Source organism: Spirosoma spitsbergense DSM 19989 (assembly GCF_000374085.1).
Classification (GTDB): domain Bacteria; phylum Bacteroidota; class Bacteroidia; order Cytophagales; family Spirosomataceae; genus Spirosoma; species Spirosoma spitsbergense.
The window spans coordinates 15245-39661 of sequence record NZ_KB893592.1; the positions used below are offsets into that span (position 1 = coordinate 15245).

A 24417-nucleotide genomic window follows, 5' to 3' on the forward strand; every position below is an offset into this window, starting at 1 on the left:
CGGACACGAATGTATTGCTTTCGCACGTCCGCTACTTCCCCTTCATTCAAACAATATTTACTTCCGGAGAAATCAGGACGCCGAACATTTCCTGTACGGATTGCTGCACCTGCCTGGCGAGCGTTACAATGTCGTTTCCAGTGGCATTGCCATAGTTAACCAATACCAGCGCCTGTTTCGCATGAACACCTGTATCGCCGGTTCGGTACCCTTTCCAGCCTGCCTGTTCAATGAGCCATCCCGCCGGTATTTTTACTAAATCATTACCAACAGGGTAACCTGGCAACGCTGGATACTGAGCTTTCAGGCGGTCGAACTGCGGTTTCGGAACCTCAGGATTCTTAAAAAAACTTCCTGCATTACCAATTTCGGCAGGGTCGGGAAGTTTGCTGCGCCGGATGCGGATAACGGCTTCGCTGATTGTCTGAATGGACAACGTATCATCCGATACACCCATTTCGGCCAGTGTTTCCCGAATGGCTCCGTAGCGTGTATGAAAAACGGGATGCTTATCGAGCCGGAATGTTACAGCGGTAATAATGTACTGATTTTTCAGCTCCCGCTTGAAGACACTTTCCCGGTAGCCAAATGCACAGTCAGCATGGGAGAAAGTCCGTTTTTCGCCCGTTTGTATGTGCACTGCCGTCAGTGATTCGAATACCTGTTCCAATTCGACACCATAAGCACCAATATTCTGCATGGGCGCGGCACCTACCGTTCCCGGAATCAGGGATAGATTCTCCATACCAGCATGGCCGTGCTCAACGCAAAACAGGACTAGTTTATGCCAGTTCACACCAGCGCCGGCCGTTATATAGGTATGATCATCATCGGCACGAATTACCTCAATTCCCTGAATATTAACGTTGATGACTAAGCCATCAAAATCCTGGCACAAAAGGACATTACTCCCCCCGCCCAAAATCAGTTTGGGCGTATCCACAAACTCGGTTAGCTGGAGTAGGGTATAGATATCTTCTTCGCACGTGATCTCAACCCAATACCGTGCATTGGCATCAATGTGAAACGTATTGTAGGGTTTGAGTGATACATGGCTTTCTATAGTCAACATATCTTATGGACGATGAAAGCCAAAATTAACCAAAATATGGAACGGCCTGGTAAGTTGAATCAGTAGATTAACGTATTATAACGCTAAAACGACTAATTTTGTACGCTATCGAATGATGCTTATGTCTGGCAGATTATACGGATTTTTACTACTTACGGTACTACTTATTAGTGGTTGTGCGGGCAGTCGTTCTGTATCGTCGGGTCGTGGTTCAGCTACTGTCGATTATAACAGTTATAATGAAGACCTATCTTCGGTACGGCCTGTTTATAACTCAGTGCCCCCTACCCCGCCCGCAGGCAATCGCTCAACAGTACCCGTGCCGGCTCCGGCAGCGACACCCCGCAAACCGGATGTCCGTAAACCAACGGCACCCGTGGAAGCACTGCACATTAACCGCAGGCTCGACATGGTGCTAGACACGCTGGCCACCGAAAACCGCTCTGTTCGTTATGCGCCGGGTTATCGTATTCAGGTGTATGTAGGAACGCAGCGTCAACAAGTCGAAGATGCTAAGTTACTAATCACACAAAATTTCCCCGAACTGAGCCCTTATTTAAGTTATAATCAACCAACCTATAAACTAAAAGTAGGCGACTTTATGCGTCGTTTAGATGCAGAACGCTACTACTCGGCCATTCGCCGGTTAATCATATCGGCGCAGTTACAGCCCGATAAGGTAGATATAAGACGAAGCCTATTAATAAAGTAGTTCATGAATTTCATTGGTATACGTTAACTTTGCTTAATTAAGATAATTTTAAGCATTGGTATTGACCTGTTTAAATAAATGAAAAAAGCACTAATTACCGGAGTCACCGGACAGGATGGGGCCTATCTGGCCGAACTACTGTTGGAAAAAGGATACGAAGTTCATGGGATCAAACGCCGGAGTTCGCTCTTCAATACGCAGCGTATTGACCACATGTACGAAGACCAGCACGAGAAAAACGTACATTTCATTCTCCACTACGGCGATTTATCGGACTCGACCAATATTATCCGCATCATTCAGGAAGTTCAGCCCGACGAAATTTATAATCTCGGTGCCATGTCGCACGTGCGGGTGAGTTTCGATGAACCAGAATATACGGCTCAGGTGGATGGTATCGGAACGCTGCGTATTCTGGAGGCAGTTCGTTTGCTCGGGCTTACTGAAAAAACCCGAATTTATCAGGCGTCGACATCGGAACTATATGGCGGTGTGCAGGGCCACGCCCAATCAGAGACAACACCATTTTATCCACGTTCGCCGTATGCGGTAGCCAAGTTGTATGGCTACTGGATTACCGTTAACTACCGGGAAGCATACAACATGTATGCCTGCAATGGGATTCTGTTCAACCACGAATCGCCACTACGGGGAGAAACCTTCGTAACCCGCAAAATTACCCGGGCCGTATCCCGTATTGCACTGGGGCTACAGGACAAGGTTTACCTGGGAAACCTTGACTCCCTGCGAGACTGGGGTCATGCGAAAGACTATGTAGAGGCCATGTACCTGATTTTGCAACAGGATAAGCCTGAAGATTACGTAATTGCTACCGGCGTTACGACCAGTGTACGTGATTTCGTTCGGATGTCGTTTGCCGAAATTGGGGTTGAACTTACCTTCAGTGGCGAGGGGGTTTCTGAGGTAGGAACCGTTGCGAGTTCAACGAATCCTGAGTTCCCGGTAGAGGTAGGGAAAGCAGTCGTTTGCATTGATCCACGTTATTTCCGCCCAACGGAAGTGGACTTGTTACTGGGTGATCCAACCAAAGCAATGACCCAACTGAACTGGAAGCCGAAGTATGATTTGGCAGCCCTCGTGAAAGACATGATGACTGCCGATATTGCCTTATTCCAGCGCGATCAGCTTCTTTCAAAAAGCGGTCATCAGATATTGAACTACTTCGAATAGACTTATACAACTATCTGAGTAATCAGCATTAACGTTTCATAAACAAAAAATGTCCGCCATTTACTGGCGGACATTTTTTGTTTGCACCGGACTGATTTTATCCGTTATACAGGTACTGCGTAGTAATACATCCGCGAACTGTTGGGATACATACCAATCAGCATCAAGCCTTCACCTTCTTTTACAGAGGCCATGATAGCCTGAAGGTCTTTCGTTGTTTTAACGCTTTTACCATTCGCTTTCACAATGATAAATCCTTCTTCTACATCCGTTTCAGCCAGTTTTCCACTTGTAATTTTCTTCACCCGAACACCACCGGCTATTCCGATTTGTTTGGCGTCCTGATCAGATAATTCTTCAAACTGAGCACCCAACGAACTAAGCGAACTGGTGTTAGCAGCTGCTACGTCTGCTTTTTTGATCACATCACGCCCACCGTTCCGGTTGCGCAGCTCTACTTTAAAGTCACGCTCGCTGCCGTCCCGGTTAACCGTTACGGTTACGATGTCGCCTGGACGACGACGACCGATGATTTCCCGCATCTGAGCGTCAGAATCCAGTGGCTGTCCGTCCATTTTCACAATAACGTCACCCTTTTTCAAACCAGCAGCTTCAGCAGCCCCTTTCTCAACAGCTTCCTGAACGTAGATACCACGACCTACTTTCACATTTTTCTCTTTCGCTACTGTGCTGTTTAATTCGATGGGGAGAATACCGATGTAGCCACGCTGTACATTTCCGTACTTGAGTAAATCGGCCGATACTTTCTTCACCAGTGATACTGGTACAGCAAAACCATAGCCACTGTAATAACCCGTTGCTGAGGCAATAGCCGAGTTAATACCGACCAGTTCGCCACGCAGATTTACCAGCGCACCACCTGAATTACCCGGATTAATAGCGGCATCCGTCTGGATAAACGCTTCAACCGGCGAATCAGGTTTTGGATCCGTTTTGCTGATGTTCTGATCGAGGATACCGATCCGACGACCTTTGGCACTAACGATACCCGCCGTAACCGTCGATTCCAGATCAAGCGGGTAACCAACGGCCAGCACCCATTCACCTAACTTCAGTCCATCTGAATCGCCCAGCGTAATGGCAGGCAGATTGTTGGCATCTACTTTAATAACAGCCAGATCAGTTAGGGGGTCCGTACCAATTACCTTTGCTTTGAAGCTACGTTTGTCGGTCATAATAACCTCAACCTCATCGGCATCCTGCACAACGTGGTTGTTGGTAACAATGTAGCCGTCTTTACTGATAATTACGCCCGAACCTGACGCCTGCCCCTGTTGGCGACGGGGCTGCTGCCGCTGTCCGCCAAACTCGTCGCCGAAGAACTCCCGAAAAATATCGGGTACCTGTTGTTGACGAACGGTACGGGTCATCGTTGTACGAATATGAACGACCATCGGTGTTACGGCTTCGGCTGCGGTAGAGAAATCTCCTGGTGTAGCGGTGGGGCCATTTGGCAGAGATGCCAATCGTCCCAAAATCGTCGGGGCTGAGGACGATTCATTAAAAACTACGTCCCGGTTGTTGAAGCCCAGGAAGTTGTAAGCGGCCAGCGTGACCACGCTCGAAAGAAGAGCCATCAACGCCAATAGTTTCCAGTTGCTTTTCATGATTAAATGGGAAAAATATAATTTGCTTTTTGTGTATTTGTACAGGTATAACGGAAAGTAGCTTCCTAAAAATTCGGCGGGTCTATATCCTTAACAAAATTTAACAGGGCTTTGTTAGGACCAAAAAATACGAACAAAGAGCCCGAGGGGAAATCCCTCGCGGGCTTTGTATCAAGCTGTAGCGGGTAGTTCTTAACCTAGTTACCAATTTCAATCTGACGAGGTGGTTTCATCTTAGCCTCCTCCCGCCTGGGAACTTCAATGGTAAGTAAACCATCGGTATAAGAAGCCCGGATGGCATCAACATCTACTGACGTTGGCAGAGTAAACGTCCGTTGAAAAGATGAGTAATTAAATTCACGGCGCGTATATCGCCCATCCGCTTTACCTGACTCTTCTTTTGTAGTCTCCTGCGAACCTGAAATAGTAAGATTGTTATGGTTCAGGTTACGTTTAAAGTCTTCTTTCTTCAAACCAGGTACGGCTACTTCAATCTGAAAACCATCTTCTTTTCAACGACGTTCACGGCAGGAACGTTATTGAACGAAAACACGCTCGTGTTAAAAAGATCATTCACATCGCGACCGAAAAAGTTCTCGATCAACGATGGTAAATTGTTGCTCGTGCGCATTAACGGATTCAGGACTATCAATTGGTTTTACGTTGAAAAATGGGTTTAGTGTGATGTATATTCATCCATTTTCAAACTGTGTACCAATCAGTCAGGAACGCATCGAATCAGTAGTTTTGTCATTTTCATCACCGTATTTACCATTGATTCAGGTCAAAATGACTTATAATGCAGGGACATACTGTCAGGAAAGGAGCATCCGAAGCAAAAAAGACCGTTGCGTATACGATCAGGTACAAAAGCGAAGAAAGGAGTAATCTATTGGATAGCCAGCATCTCGAAGGCTTTCTCGGCAGCAGCCTGTTCGGCTTTTTTCTTGCTGTAGCCGCTGCCTGTGGCAAAAGGTTCATCGTTGACCAGAACCTGAGAGATAAACTCCCGGAAATGACTATTTCCTTTTTCAGAAACGATTTCGAATCGTATCTCTTTACCGGCCCGCTGCGCCCACTCAATCAAACGGCTCTTATAGTTTCCGTTGTTTTGCACGACAGAATCAATATCGTAGTGGGCAAGTAAGTCTTTCAGAATAAACCGACGTGAGAATCGGAAGCCTTTATCCAGGTAAACAGCACCTACCAAAGCTTCGAGCGCATCGCCGTACATGGATGTACGGGCGGGCATACTGCGTGTGCGGCTACCATCGTATTCAATAAGCTGATCAAGACCTATTTTACGGGCTATGCCATTTAATGTCTCCCTGTTTACAATTCGGGAGCGGATCTCCGTAAGAAACCCTTCATCTTTATAGGGATATTTTTTGAAAAGATATTCTGCGATAACCATACCCAGAACGGCATCCCCCAAATATTCCAACCGTTCGTTAGACTCCCGAAATCCTTCAATTGCCGTTGCCTTCGAAGCAGACGTGTGGCGTAATGCGAGATTGTACAAGCCCAGGTTGGATGGCCTGGACCCAATAATATGTGCTATAGAACGACGCAATTTTTTGCGTGGATCATTGCTACGAGCCGGATCGCCGGACCGCCGAAACCAGTCTAACGGATTAAACAAATTACGAGGCAGAGCGATTTGCACGGCTCAGCTGGGTTTACGGAAAATGACAATAGCATTGTGCCCCCCAAATCCGAAGGCGTTACTCATAACAGTCGTTATTGAACGTTCCTGGGCCGTATTAAACGTTAGGTTAAAGCGTGAATCGATTTCATCGTCGTCGGTAAAATGATTAATGGTTGGTGGCACCAGTTGGTGTTCCATCGCTTTAATACAGGCAATTGCCTCGACGGCGCCAGCGGCTCCGAGCAAATGCCCGGTCATTGACTTGGTTGAACTAATATTCATCTTGAATGAATGCTCACCAAACAATTGATAAATAGCCTTGAGTTCCTGCGGGTCACCTATTGGTGTAGACGTACCGTGCGTGTTGATGTAGTCGATTTCTTCGGGGGCAATACCCGCATCATTGAGTGCATCCTGCATGCCCAGAAAAGCACCCAACCCATCGGGGTGCGGTGCGGTGATATGGTAGGCATCCGACGACATGCCACCCCCAATTAACTCCGCATAAATTTTGGCACCACGGGACTGAGCATGTTCATATTCTTCCAGAATAAGTGCCCCTGCCCCTTCGCCCATCACAAACCCATCCCGGTCTTTATCATAAGGTCGGGAAGCAGTTTCGGGGGAGTCATTGCGCTCCGACAACGCCCGGTTGGCATTAAAGCCACCAATGCCTGCCTTCGTAACAGCGGCTTCAGAACCACCCACCACACACATATTCAGCCGCCCTAAACGGATGTAGTTCAAGGCATCAATAATGGCGTTGTTTGTAGAGGCACAGGCCGAAACGGTAACGTAGTTTGTTCCGCGGAATCCGTAACGCATCGAAATTTGCCCCGATGCACTATCGGCAATCATGCGGACAATAAAAAAGGGATTGATTCGGGGCGTACCATCACCTTTGGCATAATCAATCATTTCATCCTCAAACGACTTGAGTCCGCCGATACCCGACCCCCAGATAACGCCAACCTTATTTTTGTCGATAGCATCGAGATTCAGGCCAGCATCCTTTACAGCCTCATCCGTAGCAATTAGGGCATAATGGGTAAAAGCGTCCATTTTGCGAGCCTCCTGCCGGGGAATATACTGGGTAACCTCTACACCTTTCAATTCGCAGGCGAAATGCGTACGAAATTTACTGGCATCGAATTTTGTAATGAGACCGGCACCGCTTACACCAGCGGCTAAGTTACTCCAGTAAGTGGGTACATCATTGCCAATGGGTGTCAATGCACCAAGGCCGGTCACTACTACTCTTTTGAACGCCATACAGCTTTACTGCGTCATGATTAACGAAAAACGAGCACCTAATTTACACTAGTTGCACTGTTTTTCAGCCATTTACTAATTTTCCCCTGAACGATTATTGCGTTTTCAGACTAACTTACTAGCGAAATAATCGTTCAGAGGTACTACTAACAATTATTTACCGATGTGTTTTTCCAGGTATTCGATAGCCAAACCAACCGTTGAGATTTTTTCAGCTTCGTCATCAGGGATAGGTAAATTGAACTCTTTTTCAAATTCCATAATCAACTCGACGGTATCGAGCGAATCGGCACCCAGGTCATTCGTGAAACTTGCCTCCGGGGTCACTTCTGATTCTTCGACACCCAATTTTTCAACAATGATATTCTTAACTTTTTGTGCAATGTCCGACATTTTAGTAGTCCGTTGTAGTTAAAAAACTGCGCAAAGAAACGTATTTACGTTTGTATTATCAAACAATTTTTTAGGGGCAAAATCGTTGAATAATACCAGTCTATTATAAGTAATAGACTAAAATTCAGCCAATTATCTGCTTAATAACAACTATATCAACGTATTACAACTGATTTACAAACATAGGTGGGAATGATGCCTGTGCTTCGAATTAGTATTTCAGCATCCTGCGCCTGCGTATTACCGGTCAGGACAAGAGCAGTATCCAGACCAAATTTATTGCCCCCCAAAATATCGGTTTGCAGCGTATCTCCTACCATCAGAATATCCCGTTTGCTGATATGCGCTGCATTTTCCAACCGTTCGTAAGCAAACATAAAAAGCTGGGCATCCGGCTTTCCAAAACGGATAAATGTCTTCCCCACAATTGTTTCAATCATTTTAGCCACGGCACCGATGGCAATGGAAATGCGGGTTTTGGATACCGGATAGGTGGCATCTGTATTGGCTACGATGACCGGTATATTACGTCTCCGGAGTAAGTTAACGGTTTTGGTCAGGTCCGTATTCCAATCAAAGCCTTCGTCGTCCAGCAAAACCAGCGCATTTATATCCGACACATCTTTCAAATCGACCTGGCTGATAGGCAAGGTTTTGACGCCAGTTGTTTCGAGGTAATGAGCGGATTTCTCGGTGCCTAAATACGCTACCGTACCGTTGTGCACCTTCAGGTCCAGGTACTCCCGCGCCAGCATACCCGACGATATAATCCGATTGGCTGTGATGGCCGATAACCCCTGATTATTGTAAGATGCCGCCAGTTCTTTTGGCCCTCGGGAGGCATCGTTCGTTAAAATATAAAATTCCTTACCTGTTTCTCGTAACCAGTCGAAGGTAGATTCGAGGCCCGGAAGTATTCCTTCTGAGTTTTTGAGAACCCCGAACGCATCGAAAAATAGTACTTTGTACTTGGTGGCTACGGTTTTGAAATCGGAAAGCTGCATGGGGGAACAAGTTAATGACAAGCGGACGAAAAGCAATGAGTGGGTCAAAATGGAGCTGATTGCCACTGTCGTAACCGACTCTTTTTATTCTCCAGTATCAACACTGTTACGCCCGGAAACCGCTTTATCAATCGGCGACTTTTACGCCAGCCAGCCACGCTGAAGACTTTTGTTAATGCATCGGCCCGATAGCCGTCCGGTGCCAGAACCGTTACCCGAACAAAATGCCCGAGCCCCAATCCAGAGCGTGGGTTCATGATGTGGGAGTACCGATGGCCCTGGTGTTCCAGAAAACGATAGGCATCGCCCGATGTGGTAATGGCAGCTTTGGCAAGTAAAATAGTCGTCGTGTCGCTACCAGCTCCCTTCCCCGACCCAATGCCAACGCGCCATCCTGGTGTACCCGGTGGAGCCTCATCAGCCAGAATATCTCCACCAATATCAATCAACGCAGCCTGAACACCAAACCGATGCAAAACGGCCATAGCCTCGTCAATGGCGAAGCCCTGCCCAATACCACCCAGGTCCAGCCGCATGCCAGCCCGGTTTAGCTTCACAGAACGGGTTAGGCTATCCAGGTCCATCAACCGATACCCAACGGCCCGTCTCGCCCGGCGACGCTGTCTGGCCGTTGGAAAAACCTGCCGCCGAACGGCTCTGCGCCACAGTTGCGATAATGGCCCGATGGTTGGGTCATAGAGGCCTTTGGAGCTTTTTGCAATCGTTTGAGCTTTCTGCAACACATGGAATAAGTCGCGGGAAACCGGCACATACCCTCCGCTTCCTGCCGTTGCCGACAACCGATTTATCTCGGAATCATCCAGATAATCGCTCATGACGTAGTTCAGCGAATCCATCCGTCCCGAAACGGCATCATAGGCTCGTTGAGCAATCAGGCTATCGGGGGCGTAGAAAATGACATTGAACTGTGTTCCCATCAGCTCGCGCCGAAACGTAAAACGCAGTAACGGTTCCGATTGGGCGAATACAGCGCCCACAGGCCATAATAGGAATAGAATGACTAATCTGGTGAACAAAGATCCCGTCAGAACGTGTTTGATTTAGCAGGGTTGAACATTAACTTTCATTGCATATGGTTACTATCCGTAACAAATTCGTAGTACTGGCCGCCGTATTCTGGCTGGTGGGTGTTGTACTGATTGTACTGGGCGCTTATGGACGCAGTGCAGGGTGGGACGTAACACCAACACTATTTACAATCGGTATTCTGGCGCAGGCCGCAGGCTTTGGTTTTCTGGGATATGTAATTATGCATGCCGCTTTCTCAAAGAAAAAGTAGCTTGTGTCTTTACACCCGCGCCACCTTGTTGCGTAAGTGCATGTCAGCCAGTACCAGAGCCGCCATTGCTTCTACAATGGGCACCGCACGAGGCACCACACAGGGGTCATGCCGCCCCTTGCCCGAAACGGTTACGGGCTTCCCGTGGACATCAACACTATCCTGGTCCTGCATGATGGTAGCCACTGGCTTGAAGGCTGTTCGAAAATAGATGGTCTCACCATTACTGATGCCCCCCTGAATACCCCCGGAATGGTTGGTTTTCGTTCGTACGCGACCTTCGGCATCCGTATAGAACTCGTCGTTGTGCTCAGAGCCAAATAACTCCGCCCCGGCAAATCCACTGCCGTATTCAAAGCCTTTTACGGCGTTGATACTTAGCATGGCTTTGCCTAGTTCGGCGTGGAGTTTGTCAAAAACGGGTTCGCCCCAGCCAGTTGGCACGCCCGTTACGACGCAATCGACCACACCACCGATGGAATCCCCCCGCTTACGGGTTTCATCAATGTACTGAAACATTTGTTCGGCCATAGCGGGGTCGGGGCAACGAACGGCGTTTTCTTCGGCAAGGGCCAGATTCAGTTCTGCATACGACTTTTCCAGTTTAAGTTTACCCACCTGCGACACGTAGGCATTTATCTGAACACCCTGTTGCTGAAGCAGCAATTTGGCAATGGCTCCGGCGGCAACACGAGCGGCCGTTTCGCGGGCCGACGAGCGGCCACCACCCCGGTAATCGCGTGAACCGTATTTTGTCTGATAGGTATAATCAGCGTGCGAAGGCCGAAACTGTTCGGCAATGTGGCCGTAGTCTTTGCTGCGCTGGTCGGTATTGCGAATAAGCAGTGCGATGGGCGTTCCCTGCGTTTGGCCTTCAAACAGACCAGATAAAACCTCAAATTCGTCCGCTTCACGCCGTTGCGTTGTAATACGCGACTGCCCTGGTTTACGCCGGTCCAGTTCGTGCTGGATGAATTCGGTATCGACCGATAATCCGGCGGGGCATCCATCAATGACAACACCGATACCCGGTCCATGGGATTCACCGAAGGTAGAAATTTTAAATAATTTACCGTACGTACTACTCATGCGTATTTAACTAGTCAATATTGGATGAAAGAACCGGTTTCGACAGTACATCGTTCGGTATCTCATTTTTTAAAAAATACTACCACCATCCCCAGCAACATAACCAGAATCAGCACATTGGCGATGGAGCGAACCAGCGTCGAAATACTAATTGGCTGTTCGGTGCTGTCCATAGTATCAATGCCCGTGTACAACGAGTTAGCGGCCGAAGCCCCGTCTGTTTCCGATTGGCTACCAGGTATCAGTACCTGTGCTCCGGCTGCCTTTTTTTTACCGCCGACCAGTAGGTCAACATGTGGCTGAATTGTATCGTACCGGGCAGTTTTCGGGTCGAAGTAAATCCATTGGAAGTGATTCGCCAACGAAATAAGTCCATTTTGGTGAGGCACAATAAAATAGGTGAATGTTTTATGGCCCGTAACCTGGTTACCATTCTGGACAACGGTATGCCGTTCTTCGGGGGGGAAAACATCAAAATCAGCTACCTGGTTTACAAGAGTTGGGGCTGGCAGGGTCGCGATATTGCCCTCACCCGCAATCGTGAAGGTGTAGCGAACACTCTGCCCAACATTCACTTCCTGTCGCTCCAGCCCTTCCTCCAACTGAAACGATCCCACCGGCACCCGTCCACGCAATGGGTGCGCAGGTAAAGGCTTTACCACTATTGCCATCGGTCGGCTGGTAAATACGACCGTTTCCGGCTGCGATGTCGGTGGCCCAATTACAGGCTGTGGGCGCACTAACTGAAGGGATACCGCTGGCAACTTCAGGTTTTGATTTGATAACGGGAAAAATACCGACTGAAAAATACGATACTCCCTGAATTTCTTTCCTTTAATGAGGACCTGAACCGGCTTTAGCTCCGTTATCGCCATGCTCTCTTCCCATGAATTGGCTGGCCGAATTTTTTTTGTAATAGCCTGTAGCTGGCGGTCCAGTGCCGTAAAGCTTAGCTCGTACGGGTAATTATCGGCTACAAAAAAGGACAGCGTGAGGGCAACTCCTTCACCCGCGTAAATAGTCGATTGCGAGGCCCGGAGCGATAGAAAAGCGGCATTACCAGAAGCCGCTTCGGCCAGGGCAAGGGTATTATTTTGAGGAGCAGTCGGTGACTTAGCGGGTTGAACAACCAGCGTTGCCCCTTCTGAATGGACGCTTTCTCCGTCAATCTCTATGGTAAATGGCAGTAAGCGAAAACGACCGGCTGCCTGCGCCTGATACGTTTGGGTAATAATCTGGCTAGTGACCGTTTTTCCGTCTATTTCAGTTGGTGTCACACTGGTCGATATTCCTTTTTTATCGAACCCGTCAATGTCAGGAAATGAAATGGTTACCCGTTTTTCTGCGTTCGGAATTGTGACTGAAATAGTGAAAGGTCGCTCGAGCGGAAACGTAAGTACACTTAACTCTATAGATAATGTATTATCAGGTGTTTGCCCAAAACCAATGAGGGTACTTAAGAAAAATAATGCAAGAATTTTGCGGAATATTGCAACTAACATTGTAATTTTGAACAACAAAGTCCCGAATAAATCGTTACCGCTACAGAGAGAGATTCTGTAAACCTCTTTCCCATCCTTAAGCTTCCTAAACAACAATATCCTATGCTCTCTATGCTCGAATATATCAAAACTATCCTTCAGAAGGTGAGTTTTGACCGCTCTTTGTTTCAAAAAGAATTGGCGAAGGCCATTAAGCTATTAATTCCCAAAGAAGTTAAGCAACTCAAACGCTGGTGTTACCATCAATTCGGCAAAGTGTATCGCGTCGTGTTGAACCGTTGTTTCGCAGGACGGGTACGGTACACCTGATAACTGGCTCAGGCCAATCGAAACGCCCCCGGCTCTCCAGAACCGGGGGCGTTTTTTATTGGTTCATAACGTCACTTTTTGCCGCATTTCCGGTATTTCAACCGTTTGAAAACCGGCTTCCTGCAAGTGCTCTTTCCAAACGAGTTGTTTGTCATATTCACCATGAACCAGAAAAACGGTTTCTACCTGACCAGCATTCTGGCAACTCAGAAAATGCAGCATTTCTTTGTAATCCCCGTGCGCCGAAAACGAATCCATAACGGCCACGCGCGCAATAACCGGGTAGCGCTCCCCAAAAATCGTCACTTCTTTATCACCCCGCTTCAGCGCACCTCCCAGGCTACTGGGCGATGCATAACCTACCAATAGGATAGTTGTATTGGGCTTGGTAATATTATTTTTGATATGGTGCTTAATCCGTCCTGCTTCGGCCATGCCTGATGCGGAAATAATAATACAGGGCTCGTTACTATCATTGATAGCTTTCGACTCGTTCACATCCGTTACATAATGCAGATTAGGGAAGTCAAATGCATCCCCGTCTTTTTTGATATAAGCCAGTATTTCGGGGTTGAAGTCATCTTCGTGATCGCTCATTACTTTCGTGGCCAGCACGGCCATGGGACTATCAATGTACACCGGAAACTTGGTCGGTAGCCTCCCCTCACTCGACAACTGGTCGAGCGCGTAAATCAACTCCTGCGTCCGATCCACGGCGAAGGCAGGAATAATAAGTTTACCCCGTCCTTCTACGCAGGTTTCCTGCACGATACGGAGCAGGTGAGATTTCATATCCGGTTCGGCTTCGTGCAGCCGGTCGCCGTATGTCGATTCACAAATGATGTAATCGGCCTGGGGGAAGGGGTCGGGTGAGCGAAGAATTTTATCGTCGGGGCGGCCAATATCGCCACTAAAGAAGAGGTGTTTTTCAGCACCATTTTCCTTTATCGTCAGGCTGACAGCGGCACTGCCGAGCAAATGCCCGGTATCGGTCAGGAGTCCCGTCACCTCATCGCAGATAACGAACGGCGTCCGATAATCGACTGGTTGCATCTGGTCCAGTGCCTGCTTTACATCCGTCTCATCATACAATGCTTCCAGTTCCGGGTCACCCCGGCGGATACGGCGCTCATTGACGCGCTGAAGGTCATTTTCCTGAATCCGGGCGCTATCCATCAGCATCACTTCGCAGAGGTCGATGGTAGCAGCGGTGGTATAAATGGGCCCGCGAAAACCTTGTCTTACCAGCCGGGGAATCAAGCCCGTGTGGTCGATGTGCGCGTGCGAAAGTACCATGTAATCAACCAGCGAAGGATCGAAGCCAAACTGCTGGTTCAGCTCATCGGTATTGATGCCCTGGAATAGCCCGCAATCGAGCAGGACTTGTTTGCCGCTGGCCGTAGTGAGCAGGTGTTTACTACCCGTTACGGTCCGGGCTGCCCCAAAAAATTGAATGGTCATGGTTTAGGTATGTTCTCGGTGAATCTATCCGTTTATTTGTGTAACTCTCCGTTTCTTTTGTGACTACTGGGCCGCACAAATAAACGGAGAGTTACCCTGATTTGTCATGTTGTCTGTTGAAAAAAGCAAAATCATCGCAAAGCGTTTCTGGCAATCTCCCGTAGTCAAAACCGGGTTAGCGGCCCTATTGATTTTTTTTGGCCTGGATTTTTCTTTTCCGGTAAACATCACAGTTCCGTATTCAACCCTGATTACGGCACGCGATGGCTCCATTCTGCACGCCTTTCTGAGCCGCGACGATAAGTGGCGTATGTACGCTGAACTTAATGAGGTTACGCCTACGCTGCGCGATGCTATTCTATTCAAAGAGGACAAATACTTTTACTACCATCCCGGCTTTAATCCGGTCGCGATGCTGCGGGCGGCCACCCGAAACCTGCTGACGGGCCGACGAACATCGGGTGCGTCGACCATTACGATGCAGACCGTCCGGCTGTTGGAACCCCGTAATCGAACCTATACGAACAAGCTTATCGAGTTATTCCGGGCGGTGCAGCTGGAAATTCATTACTCAAAAGACGAAATTCTGCAACTGTATTTGAACCTGCTCCCCTACGGCGGCAACATTGAGGGCCTGAAATCGGCCTCTTTGCTTTATTTCGGAAAACTCCCGATACTACTCAGCCTGGCCGAATTAACAACCCTGACCATTATCCCGAATCGCCCATCGAGCCTGCGGCTGGGCATTCATAATGAACTCGTCAGGCAGGAGCGAAACCGCTGGCTAACGCGCTTCCGGGAGGCCAGCCTTTTCGATGAGCGAACAATTCAGGATGCCAAAAATGAACCACTAGAGGACTACCGGCGGGAAGCACCGCAACGCGCCCCCCATCTGGCGTACCGGCTCCGCGCCGAAAACCCGAATGTTCCCATTGTTAATGCTACCCTAAACCCAACCATTCAGGCCACCGCCGAACAGTTGGTAGAGCGATACGCCCATCGAATCCGGGCGTTCAACATTCATAATGCAGCGGTACTCATCGTCGACAATCGATCGCGGGAAGTGATTGCGTACGTAGGCTCAGCCGATTTTGCTAACTCATTCGACGGTGGGCAGGTAGATGGCATTCGGGCGGTAAGGTCGCCGGGAAGCGCGCTGAAGCCTGTCTTATATGGCCTTGCTTTCGACGCGGGTGTCATTACGCCGAAAACGAAACTTACCGATGTGCCGACCAACTTTGGGGGCTACGAACCGGATAATTACGACCGGCGATTCAATGGTCCGGTTACAGCGGAGTTTGCTCTGGCCAATTCGCTGAATATCCCGGCCGTGGCTTTGCTGAAGGGAATGGGTACCTCCGCGTTGGTAACTACCCTGCAAAAAGCCCGGTTTTCGGCCATCAAACGACAGGCTAAAGAACTGGGGCTTTCGATGATTCTCGGCGGTTGTGGCGTTACGCTGGAAGAGATGACACGCCTGTACGTCGGACTGGCCAACGGGGGCCGATGGTCAATGTTGAATTTCACCCTTCCGTCGATCCTGCAGAAAACTGCATTGAATCAACCCGACGGAGTCAGTCTGCTCTCGCCCGAAGCAGCTTATTTAGTTACGCACACACTGACGCAAATTACACGCCCGGACCTGCCCAATAACTTCGATAACAGCTACCACCTGCCCCGCATTGCCTGGAAAACCGGTACGTCCTACGGTCGGCGGGATGCGTGGAGTATCGGGTATAATCAACGCTATACCATTGGGGTTTGGGTTGGCAATTTTTCGGGCATTGGCGTACCCGAACTAAGCGGGGCCAACACCGCTACCCCGCTCCTGTTCCAACTCTTCAACGTACTCGATTACAACTCACCAACGGGCTGGTTCCGGATACCCAAAGAAGCCAGCAACCTGTCGATGCGGATTATTTGCCCCGAAACGGGCGATATCCCGGGTGAGTTTTGCCAGAACCCAACGACAGATTATTACATCACAGGTGTTTCTCGGTACCGAATCTGTCAGCACCGGAAAGCCGTTTTGACCAACCCATCGGCTACGGTTTCGTACTGTGTGCAGTGCCGTCCTGATTCGGGCTTCGTCCGCCGTTCCTACCCGAATTTATCGCCGGAGCTGGCAGCCTTTTATCAAAGTCGCCATGTTCCAATTGAGCCAATTCCCCCGCACAATCCGACTTGCGAACGGGTATTCGGAAACGAGAGCCAAACAGGGCCGCACATCACAAGCCTGAACGATGGTAGTGAGTACTTCATCAACCCAAATCAACCGGTAGAGATGGAATTGAGTTGTCAGACACCTAATGATGTACAAATGGTATTCTGGTATCTGAACGATAAATTGTTCTACCGGGCGAAACCAACCGAAGCCATATTTTTCAAACCAACGCCAGGTATATTAAAAATTTCCTGCGCCGATGACAAAGGCAGAAGCAGTGACATCCGGGTGCTGGTAAAAAATGAGTAACCATTTGTTTATTTTGCTTTTCTTCCTGTTGTTAGTTCATTTACATATCTAAAGCCATTCGCCGATTCGTGAAAACATTACTTGCACTCGCTATCTCGTACCTATGCGCAACAGCGACCTTCGCTCAGTCGGCCACCGACCCCAGTCAGGACCCGCTCATATTGACCAACGCGTTCTTCAAAGCCTTACTCGATGAAGATAGCAATGCGATTGGTAAAACAATGTCCAGCGATTTCAGTCTGACTAGTTTCGACGGTAACCAGGTTGATGGCGATTTGATGGTGCAGGGCGTTGGGGGTGGTTTTGTCGTCATCGAAACCGCTGCCATTTCAGACACGCGCACCCGCCAGTATAACAGTGATGCCGCCGTAGTTACCGGCAAATGGAAAGCCAAAGGAAACGTACAGGGCCAGCCCTTTGATAACACCGTTACCTTCTCGGTTGTGTGTGTAAAGCAGCGTGATTCCTGGAAAATTGTTAACGTTCAGTTTACGCCCACCCCGAACTAACCATCTGGTAAGCCGGTCATCGAAACTTAACCCACTCTATCGTTTCTGAGTGGGTTTTTTCGTTTATATTCGGCCGCCCTTTACCCTTGCCACCATGCAAATGCACCTACCGTATTACACTCGATTCGGACTACTTTCCAGTCTGTTGTCCCTATTACTTCTCCAATGCTCCCGACTGCCCTTTAACGAGGTAGCGGTAGTGGGGAGCAATTTTGGGGATGTAGTCCAACAAACCCAGAACCTGACGTTTACCTTCAATAAAAACATTGGCCCTACCAATCAATTTGGCGATTGGGACTCTACGCAGTACGTGCGCTTTATACCTGCTATTCAGGGAAAATTCAAGTGGACAGCCCCCAACGAGCTAGTCTTCTCGCCCACCAAAGCCCTGGACCCGGCCACCGATTACCGCGCCGAACTGACCGACAATTTGCTGAAGCGATCCGATAAAAAAGACCTGAAAATATCGGGCGATGCTATTGCGTTTCACACGCCTTACCTGCAATTGGCCAGCGTCGAGAACTGGTGGTCGCGGTCGCGCGAAACGGGGCAGCCTGTAGCCAAAACCCGCCTGAACTTTAACTACCCCATTTCATCGGCAGAGGTGGCCGGCAAGGTAACGGTCACCACCGACGACAAAGCCCTCACGTTGCAAATGGCCCCTGGCGATGCACCAAATACGGTGGCCCTGACCCTCACCAATGCCCCGGCGCAGAAGAATGGACAGCCCCTGCTTGTCAGGGTCGACAAGGGGGTGAAAGTACCGAATACGGCTTATGTGAGCAAAGAGGTGGTTGAGGCAACCAGTACCCTCCCCTCGCGCTTCAAAATTGATATTGCCGATGTGCAAACGAGCTATGAAAACGCGCAGGGCATTATTCGGGTCATTACGACGCAAACGTTGCAGGCCGATGGCCGGTTGAGCGCGTTATATACCATCCAGCCAGCCGTTGAAACAACGGCCGAACTGACCGAAAACGGATTTATTATCCGGGGTAATTTCAACGAGGCTGACACCTACGTGCTGACGCTGACCGACCAGATTCGGGGTGAATTGAGCACCCAACTCGAAGAGCCGGTAACGCGTGACCTGTTCTTCGGGAAAATGCCCGCCAGCATTCAGTTTACCAACAAAAAGGCGTTGTACCTGTCCTCAAAGGGGGCACATAATGTGGGGCTGAACATTGTTAACGTACCCAACGTGCAGGTAAAAATTGCGAAGGTCTACGAAAACAATCTCCTGAGTTATTTCCGCAACAACCGCTACGAAGATTACCGGGAAAACGCCAGTGGCGATTGGGGCCCATCGGGTACGTTCAACTACAGCGACGATGACCAAGGCGACTTAAGTACGGTGCTGGTCAACAAAACCGTTGAAACGGCCGACCTCCCCAAAGTTCGGGGCGTTTCGGCACTGAACCTGGCCCTGCCCGATGCCAATAATGAGTTCAGGGGTGTCTATCTGGTTTCTGTCGACTCAAAAGATGAAGCCTATTTGCAGGCAAATCAATTGGTATCCCTGTCGGATATTGGCTTGGTGGCGCACCAGACCAAAAATGAGGTGTTCGTCTGGGCCAATTCTATTCACACGGCAGAACCCCTACAGGGAGTTGAGGTAACGCTGGTAAGCAATAACAATCAGTCGGTGTACACGCTCAAAACCGATGGCAGCGGCTTTGTCAAGTTCGACAAAGTGACCGAGAAAGCCCCCGGTTTCAAGATAGCCCTACTCACCGCCCGAACCAGCGATGACTTCAACTTTCTGTTTTTGCCCGACACGCAGGTCGAAACGTCCCGATTCGATGTGGCCGGAAAATACGATAATGAATCGGGTTTCGACGCGTTCGTGTATGGCGACCGCGACATTTACCGCCCCGGCGAAACGATTCATTTTAACACCGTTATCCGGTCGCAAAGCTGGCAGAGCGTGGGCGAAATCCCCGTTCTGATTCGCATCTTAACGCCCAACGGGCGCGAATTACAGGTGTTTCGCAAAACGACGAACGCACAGGGAGCCGTTACGACAGATGTGCCACTCAGTCCGGCGACTGTAACCGGCAGTTACTCCATCGAAGTATTGAACGCCAACAACGTGCTACTGGCTTCGCAGTCGGTTAGTGTGGAGGAGTTCGTGCCAGACCGGATCAAGGTGGATGTACTGACTGATAAAAGCACATACAAATCAGGGCAGACGATTACACTCTCCGCTACAGCAACGAACCTGTTTGGGCCCCCGGCCGCCGACCGTTCGTACGAGATGGAACTGCAATTGAAGCGGAAAGCCTTCGCGCCCAAAGGTTTTGAGGAGTACGATTTTGATATATCCAACAGCCAATCGGGGGCCAATGCCGGGAAGGATGATGTTTTCCCGAAAGAAGTCCGGCAGGGGCGCACCAACGCCAATGGGCAGGCGACCGAAAAATTCCCAATCCCGGCTCTGTATCAGGATATCGGTTTACTCGAAGCCAAACTGTTCATCACGGTCTTTGACGAGAACGGCCGACCCGTCAATCGCCTTCGCCGGTTGGATGTCCTCACGCAGGACACGTTCTTCGGAACCCGCCTGCCCGACCGCTACGTAGCCACCAATACTCCTGTTAGCCCGGAACTCGTAGCCCTCGACCCAGCCGGTACAGTACGGGCTTCAGCCTCGGCGGCTGTTGACGTCGTGCGCTACGATTACCAGACGGTTATTGAAAAGGAAAGCAACGGCGGGCAGATAAAATACACCACCAAACGGCGCGAAAAATCGGTTTACAGCAACGTGCTGATGTTCAAAGGCGGCAAAGCCAGTTTCCGATATGTACCCACCGTTTCGGGTGAATACGAGATACGCGTTCGCCGACCTAACGCTGTTAACTACGCAGCCACCGGCTTTTATGCGTATGGTTACGGCAGTACTTCGGCGTCATCGTTTGAAGTAAGTCAGGAAGGACAGGTGCTCATGACCCTCGATAAACCGGTTTATCAAACCGGTGACAAAGCAAAGGTCCTTTTCAAGGCTCCCTTCGATGGCAAACTGCTGGTAACTGTCGAGCGCAATAGTGTGCTGGAGCAGGTCTGGCTGAAAACCACCAACAAATCCGCCGAATGGAGCTTTTCAGTAGGTAGTACCCATCTGCCCAACGTGTACGTAACGGCGACCCTGATTCGGGCCATTGATAACACGAATCTGCCGCTGACGGTAGCCCACGGGTTTGCCCCCGTACCGGTGCAGGACGCTGATACAAAACTACCTGTAACTATCACGGCCGCTACGCAATCCCGCTCGAAAACGAAACAGACAATTACCGTCAAAACGGCTAAGAACGCTCAGGTAACGTTGGCAGTGGTCGACGAGGGGATTCTGCAACTCAAGAACTTTAAAACGCCCGATCCGCACGGATTTTTTTACCAGAAACGGGCACTGGAAGTCGGTAGTCACGATCTATACGCCCTGCTTTACCCGGAACTATCGCTGAAGTCCACCTCGAGCGTGGGGGGGGATGGGTACGATTTGGAGAAGCGGGTCAATCCGCTCAGCAATGGCCGCGTTCAGTTGGTTGCCCTTTGGAGCGGGATATTGGAGACCGGTTCGGATGGGGAAGCAACATTCTCGGTCAATATCCCGCAGTTCTCGGGCGACTTACGTGTGATGGCCGTTGCCTACAAAGACAACGCCTTTGGGTCGGCAAACACAAACATGAAAGTAGCCGATCCCATTGTCATCAGTTCGGGAGTTCCCCGCTTTCTGACTCCCGGCGACCAACTCGAATTACCCGTCAACCTGAGCAATACGACAAAGCAGGTAGCGACCGTTACGACCAAACTGAGCCTGACCGGGCCACTAGTAGCCGACAGCCTCAGTACGCAGAAATTGACCATTCAGCCCGGTCGCGAGAGCCGGGCTATCTTCCGGATATCGGCAAAGCAGGCAATTGGTGCCGGAACGATTACCATAACGGCCAACGGCCTAAACGAAACGTTTACCGAAAAGACGGAGATTACTGTTCGCCCGGCGGCTTCCCTGCAAAAAACGACCGTATCGGGTGCTGTAGCCGGTGGAAAATCGCAGACCCTTCAACTGGCCGGAAACCGTGCGACGGACCGTTTCTTGCCCGGTACGTCAAAAGCCAGCCTTACCCTAAGCCGGTCGCCAGTGGTGCAGTACGGACGGGAATTATCGTACCTGCTGGGGTATCCACATGGCTGTATCGAGCAAACAATTTCGAAAGCATTCCCGCAATTATACTTCGCCGATTTGGCCAAACAACTGAATACCAACACGTATTTCGTACGGGCGGGCGACAGCGACTTAAACCCGGCCACCAATGTCCGGCAGGCGATCCAGACGGTCGAAAGTTTGCAAACACCCGGTGGCGGATTCAGCATGTGGCCGGGCATGGCCGTGGTATCGGGTAGGGCCAATGTAGATAACTGGGCTACAGCTTATGCGCTGCATTTTCTGGCCGAAGCACAGGAAGCGGGTTATGAAGTACGTCCCTCGGTTACAACCCAGGCCATCGACTTTTTAACCACGCTCACCAACCGGCCAGCCACCGAAAACGACATTACATTCGACGAAGCCGGTGGTCGCACCTTTCGCAAAGTGGCCAGCCGGACCAATATCTATGCGCTTTATGCGCTGGCCATTGCGGGTAAACCCAACCGGTCGGCTATGAACTATTACAAACAGAACAGCGGGTTGCTTACGCCCGATAGTCGGTATCTGCTGGCTTCTACCTTCTTCCGTGTGGGAGACACCCGCAGTTTTTCGGCCCTGCTGCCCAAAAAATTCACTGATAATACAACGGGCAGACAAACGGCGGGTAGCTACGCGTCGCCCATTCGGAATCTGGCGCTGGTGCTGGATGTATTGGTGGAAACCGATGGCAACAACATTCAAATTCCAACCCTGGCCCGGCAACTGGCCGGAGCGCTGAAACAGGCGACTTACCTCAACACGCAGGAGGCTTCCTTTGCGTTTCTGGCGCTGGGGAAGCTGTCCCGTCAATCGGCAAACAGCACAGCTACCGCGACCGTTTCGGTAGGGAAAACTGTAGTTGGTGCCTTGAACGGCCCATTGCTAACCATCAAGAGAGTTCCCACAAACACCCCGCTCAACCTGGCAGCTCAGGGTACTGGCAACGTGTATTACTTTGCCCAGAGCGAAGGCATCCCGGCAAACGGAAAAATCACCGAAGAATATAACGGTTTGCGGGTTCGCCGGTCTTACCTCAGCCGGGCTGGAGAACCGCTCGACAACATCCGGCAGAATGATCTGGTCGTGGTAAAGATCACCCTGGCTAGTACCAACGGACTGACTATTGAGAACGTGGTCGTCACGGATTTACTCCCGGCGGGGCTGGAAGTTGAAAACCCACGCCTGAGTGAGCCGCGTGATATGCCCTGGATCCAAAAACCTGCCACGCCCGATTATTTCGACCTGCGCGACGACCGGATTAACTTCTACACGACGGCTACCGGCACCGAAAAATCGTTCTATTACCTGGCGCGGGCGGTTTCGCGGGGGCAGTTTGTTGTGGGGCCGGTTTCGGCCGATGCCATGTATAACGGGGAATATCGGAGTTATAATGGAGCGCGTATACTAACGGTGAAATAAGAAATTGGCAGCCCTGTTCATACAGGGTTGCTAAAAGAATCACCTGAACATGTTACCTTGTCAAGTTGTTAGTCAGCCAGAACTTAATCCTGCTAACCATCGCTGTAAAACTACTTTCTCATGCCGTGTGATGCCGACGTTATTATTATTGGTGGTGGGCTGGCAGGGCTGGTAGCGGGCATTCATCTCTCACAGAAGAATTTCCGGGTAATTCTGATTGAGAAGCAGTCCTATCCACATCACAAGGTTTGTGGTGAATACGTATCAAACGAGGTGCTTCCCTATCTCGACCAGTTAAGGGTATCGGTCGATACACTCAACCCTTCCCGAATCAACCGGTTTCAATTGAGCACGGCTTCCGGAAAATCTGTAGAAAGTAAACTACCGCTGGGCGGGTTTGGTGTGAGCCGGTATCGGCTCGATGATTTGCTGTACCAAAAGGCTGTTCTTTCAGGCGTACAGACGATACAAAACCAGGCAGAGGCCGTTCAGTTTCATGACAATCAGTTTACTGTGGCCACTACCGGCGGGCAAACATATACCGCAAAACTGGTCATTGGTGCCTACGGAAAACGGTCCATATTGGATAAGCAGTTAAACCGGCCATTCATTCAGCAGGCATCGCCCTGGCTGGGCGTCAAAGCCCATTACCGGGCAGATATTCCTAATGACCAGGTTTCGCTCCATAATTTCGAGGGGGGTTACTGCGGCCTAAGTCAGGTGGAAGATGGCATCGTCAATGCCTGCTATCTGGCCCATTACAATAGTTTCAAACAGTATAAAAATGTAGCCGAATTTCAGGAGCGTGTACTGCGGAAAAACCCTTTTCTGAATCGCTTTTTCGCCAGTGCTACCCCTTTATTTGATAAGCCGCTGGTCATTAGCCAGATTTCTTTCTCAAAAAAACAGCCTGTAGAAAACCATGTGCTGATGAGTGGTGACACCGCCGGGCTTATCCATCCCCTTTGTGGCAATGGCATGGCCATGGCCATTCACAGCGCCAAAATCCTGTCTGAACTGATTGAAACGCATTACCAGCCTCATGCCTTCGACAGAGCCACTTTAGAGAAACAATACACCCTTGCCTGGACGAATGAATTTAACAAACGACTAACTGCCGGGCGTGCCCTACAGTACGTACTGCAATCGCCTTTGGCCACATCACTCGTGATGCAGGGAGTGCAGCTAACGCCGGGAATATTACCGCTTATTATCAAACAAACGCACGGAAATCCCTTAGTTGCGGCTTAGT

The 24417-nt window shown here is 49.9% G+C and carries 19 protein-coding genes; 8 read left to right on the forward strand and 11 right to left on the reverse strand.

Annotated features, from left to right (window positions below; all coding sequences use genetic code 11):
* Positions 1-46: 46 nt before the first annotated feature.
* A complete protein-coding gene (murB, locus tag B157_RS0128695) occupies positions 47-1072 on the reverse strand; it encodes a UDP-N-acetylmuramate dehydrogenase (RefSeq protein ID WP_020606758.1) in 1026 nt (341 codons plus the stop codon).
* Between the two features lie 121 nt (positions 1073-1193).
* On the opposite strand from murB, the gene B157_RS36195 reads away from it, so the two are divergent.
* Positions 1194-1784, forward strand: a complete 591-nt coding sequence (locus B157_RS36195) for a hypothetical protein (protein WP_026309033.1) — start codon at positions 1194-1196, stop codon at positions 1782-1784.
* Between the two features lie 78 nt (positions 1785-1862).
* Positions 1863-2975, forward strand: coding sequence for a GDP-mannose 4,6-dehydratase (gene gmd, locus B157_RS0128705; RefSeq protein ID WP_020606760.1), 1113 nt, complete (start codon positions 1863-1865; stop codon positions 2973-2975).
* A gap of 104 nt (positions 2976-3079) precedes the next feature.
* Here the strand turns inward: gmd and B157_RS0128710 are convergent, their stop codons facing one another.
* From B157_RS0128710 to B157_RS0128740, 7 genes are all read right to left on the reverse strand, one after another.
* A complete protein-coding gene (locus B157_RS0128710; protein WP_020606761.1) occupies positions 3080-4603 on the reverse strand; it encodes a Do family serine endopeptidase in 1524 nt (507 codons plus the stop codon).
* Between the two features lie 197 nt (positions 4604-4800).
* Complete coding sequence (locus B157_RS40340) at positions 4801-5076, reverse strand: Hsp20/alpha crystallin family protein (protein ID WP_342664724.1); 276 nt, start codon at positions 5074-5076, stop codon at positions 4801-4803.
* A gap of 416 nt (positions 5077-5492) precedes the next feature.
* A complete protein-coding gene (rnc, locus tag B157_RS0128720; protein WP_026309034.1) occupies positions 5493-6269 on the reverse strand; it encodes a ribonuclease III in 777 nt (258 codons plus the stop codon).
* 3 nt (positions 6270-6272) lie between these two features.
* Entirely contained in the window at positions 6273-7523 is a 1251-nt protein-coding gene (fabF, locus tag B157_RS0128725; protein WP_020606764.1) for a beta-ketoacyl-ACP synthase II, read from the reverse strand.
* A 153-nt stretch (positions 7524-7676) separates the two neighbouring features.
* Complete coding sequence (locus B157_RS0128730) at positions 7677-7916, reverse strand: acyl carrier protein (RefSeq protein ID WP_018617787.1); 240 nt, start codon at positions 7914-7916, stop codon at positions 7677-7679.
* A gap of 155 nt (positions 7917-8071) precedes the next feature.
* Complete coding sequence (locus B157_RS0128735; protein ID WP_020606765.1) at positions 8072-8920, reverse strand: TIGR01459 family HAD-type hydrolase; 849 nt, start codon at positions 8918-8920, stop codon at positions 8072-8074.
* Between the two features lie 44 nt (positions 8921-8964).
* Positions 8965-9918, reverse strand: coding sequence for an FAD:protein FMN transferase (locus tag B157_RS0128740; protein WP_020606766.1), 954 nt, complete (start codon positions 9916-9918; stop codon positions 8965-8967).
* A 95-nt stretch (positions 9919-10013) separates the two neighbouring features.
* Between B157_RS0128740 and B157_RS0128745 the strand changes: the two genes are divergently transcribed.
* On the forward strand, positions 10014-10220 hold the full coding sequence (locus B157_RS0128745; protein ID WP_020606767.1) for a hypothetical protein: 207 nt from the start codon (positions 10014-10016) through the stop codon (positions 10218-10220).
* A 9-nt stretch (positions 10221-10229) separates the two neighbouring features.
* Here B157_RS0128745 and aroC read toward each other — a convergent pair whose 3' ends face one another.
* Both aroC and B157_RS0128755 read right to left on the reverse strand, forming a co-directional pair.
* Positions 10230-11309 carry a chorismate synthase gene (gene aroC, locus B157_RS0128750; protein ID WP_020606768.1) on the reverse strand — a complete coding sequence of 360 codons (1080 nt, stop codon included), beginning with the start codon at positions 11307-11309 and terminating at the stop codon, positions 10230-10232.
* Between the two features lie 62 nt (positions 11310-11371).
* A complete protein-coding gene (locus B157_RS0128755; protein WP_020606769.1) occupies positions 11372-12811 on the reverse strand; it encodes a BatD family protein in 1440 nt (479 codons plus the stop codon).
* 102 nt (positions 12812-12913) lie between these two features.
* Between B157_RS0128755 and B157_RS0128760 the strand changes: the two genes are divergently transcribed.
* On the forward strand, positions 12914-13120 hold the full coding sequence (locus tag B157_RS0128760) for a hypothetical protein (RefSeq protein ID WP_020606770.1): 207 nt from the start codon (positions 12914-12916) through the stop codon (positions 13118-13120).
* Positions 13121-13183: 63 nt separating this feature from the next.
* On the opposite strand, the gene B157_RS0128765 is transcribed toward B157_RS0128760, so the two are convergent.
* The gene (locus tag B157_RS0128765; protein WP_020606771.1) at positions 13184-14581 is read right to left on the reverse strand and encodes an MBL fold metallo-hydrolase RNA specificity domain-containing protein; all 1398 of its coding nucleotides are present in this window, start codon (positions 14579-14581) and stop codon (positions 13184-13186) included.
* Positions 14582-14687: 106 nt separating this feature from the next.
* Here B157_RS0128765 and pbpC point away from each other — a divergent pair, with 106 nt between their 5' ends.
* From pbpC to B157_RS0128785, 4 genes are all read left to right on the forward strand, one after another.
* On the forward strand, positions 14688-17054 hold the full coding sequence (gene pbpC / locus B157_RS0128770; RefSeq protein ID WP_020606772.1) for a penicillin-binding protein 1C: 2367 nt from the start codon (positions 14688-14690) through the stop codon (positions 17052-17054).
* Positions 17055-17122: 68 nt separating this feature from the next.
* A complete protein-coding gene (locus B157_RS0128775) occupies positions 17123-17563 on the forward strand; it encodes a nuclear transport factor 2 family protein (RefSeq protein ID WP_020606773.1) in 441 nt (146 codons plus the stop codon).
* A gap of 100 nt (positions 17564-17663) precedes the next feature.
* On the forward strand, positions 17664-23165 hold the full coding sequence (locus B157_RS0128780) for an alpha-2-macroglobulin family protein (RefSeq protein ID WP_425423217.1): 5502 nt from the start codon (positions 17664-17666) through the stop codon (positions 23163-23165).
* Between the two features lie 120 nt (positions 23166-23285).
* Positions 23286-24416: an NAD(P)/FAD-dependent oxidoreductase gene (locus B157_RS0128785; protein WP_020606775.1), complete on the forward strand. Its 1131-nt coding sequence runs from the start codon at positions 23286-23288 to the stop codon at positions 24414-24416.
* The last annotated feature ends 1 nt before the right edge of the window (position 24417 follow it).

What these genes read in the sequence shown, in the direction of transcription:
- murB (WP_020606758.1), bottom strand. Translation starts at nt 1,072, where the DNA reads ATGTTGACTATAGAAAGCCATGTATCACTCAAACCCTACAATACGTTT.
- B157_RS36195 (WP_026309033.1), top strand. Translation starts at nt 1,194, where the DNA reads ATGTCTGGCAGATTATACGGATTTTTACTACTTACGGTACTACTTATT.
- gmd (WP_020606760.1), top strand. Translation starts at nt 1,863, where the DNA reads ATGAAAAAAGCACTAATTACCGGAGTCACCGGACAGGATGGGGCCTAT.
- B157_RS0128710 (WP_020606761.1), bottom strand. Translation starts at nt 4,603, where the DNA reads ATGAAAAGCAACTGGAAACTATTGGCGTTGATGGCTCTTCTTTCGAGC.
- fabF (WP_020606764.1), bottom strand. Translation starts at nt 7,523, where the DNA reads ATGGCGTTCAAAAGAGTAGTAGTGACCGGCCTTGGTGCATTGACACCC.
- B157_RS0128730 (WP_018617787.1), bottom strand. Translation starts at nt 7,916, where the DNA reads ATGTCGGACATTGCACAAAAAGTTAAGAATATCATTGTTGAAAAATTG.
- B157_RS0128735 (WP_020606765.1), bottom strand. Translation starts at nt 8,920, where the DNA reads ATGCAGCTTTCCGATTTCAAAACCGTAGCCACCAAGTACAAAGTACTA.
- B157_RS0128745 (WP_020606767.1), top strand. Translation starts at nt 10,014, where the DNA reads ATGGTTACTATCCGTAACAAATTCGTAGTACTGGCCGCCGTATTCTGG.
- aroC (WP_020606768.1), bottom strand. Translation starts at nt 11,309, where the DNA reads ATGAGTAGTACGTACGGTAAATTATTTAAAATTTCTACCTTCGGTGAA.
- B157_RS0128755 (WP_020606769.1), bottom strand. Translation starts at nt 12,811, where the DNA reads ATGTTAGTTGCAATATTCCGCAAAATTCTTGCATTATTTTTCTTAAGT.
- B157_RS0128760 (WP_020606770.1), top strand. Translation starts at nt 12,914, where the DNA reads ATGCTCTCTATGCTCGAATATATCAAAACTATCCTTCAGAAGGTGAGT.
- B157_RS0128765 (WP_020606771.1), bottom strand. Translation starts at nt 14,581, where the DNA reads ATGACCATTCAATTTTTTGGGGCAGCCCGGACCGTAACGGGTAGTAAA.
- pbpC (WP_020606772.1), top strand. Translation starts at nt 14,688, where the DNA reads ATGTTGTCTGTTGAAAAAAGCAAAATCATCGCAAAGCGTTTCTGGCAA.
- B157_RS0128780 (WP_425423217.1), top strand. Translation starts at nt 17,664, where the DNA reads ATGCACCTACCGTATTACACTCGATTCGGACTACTTTCCAGTCTGTTG.
- B157_RS0128785 (WP_020606775.1), top strand. Translation starts at nt 23,286, where the DNA reads ATGCCGTGTGATGCCGACGTTATTATTATTGGTGGTGGGCTGGCAGGG.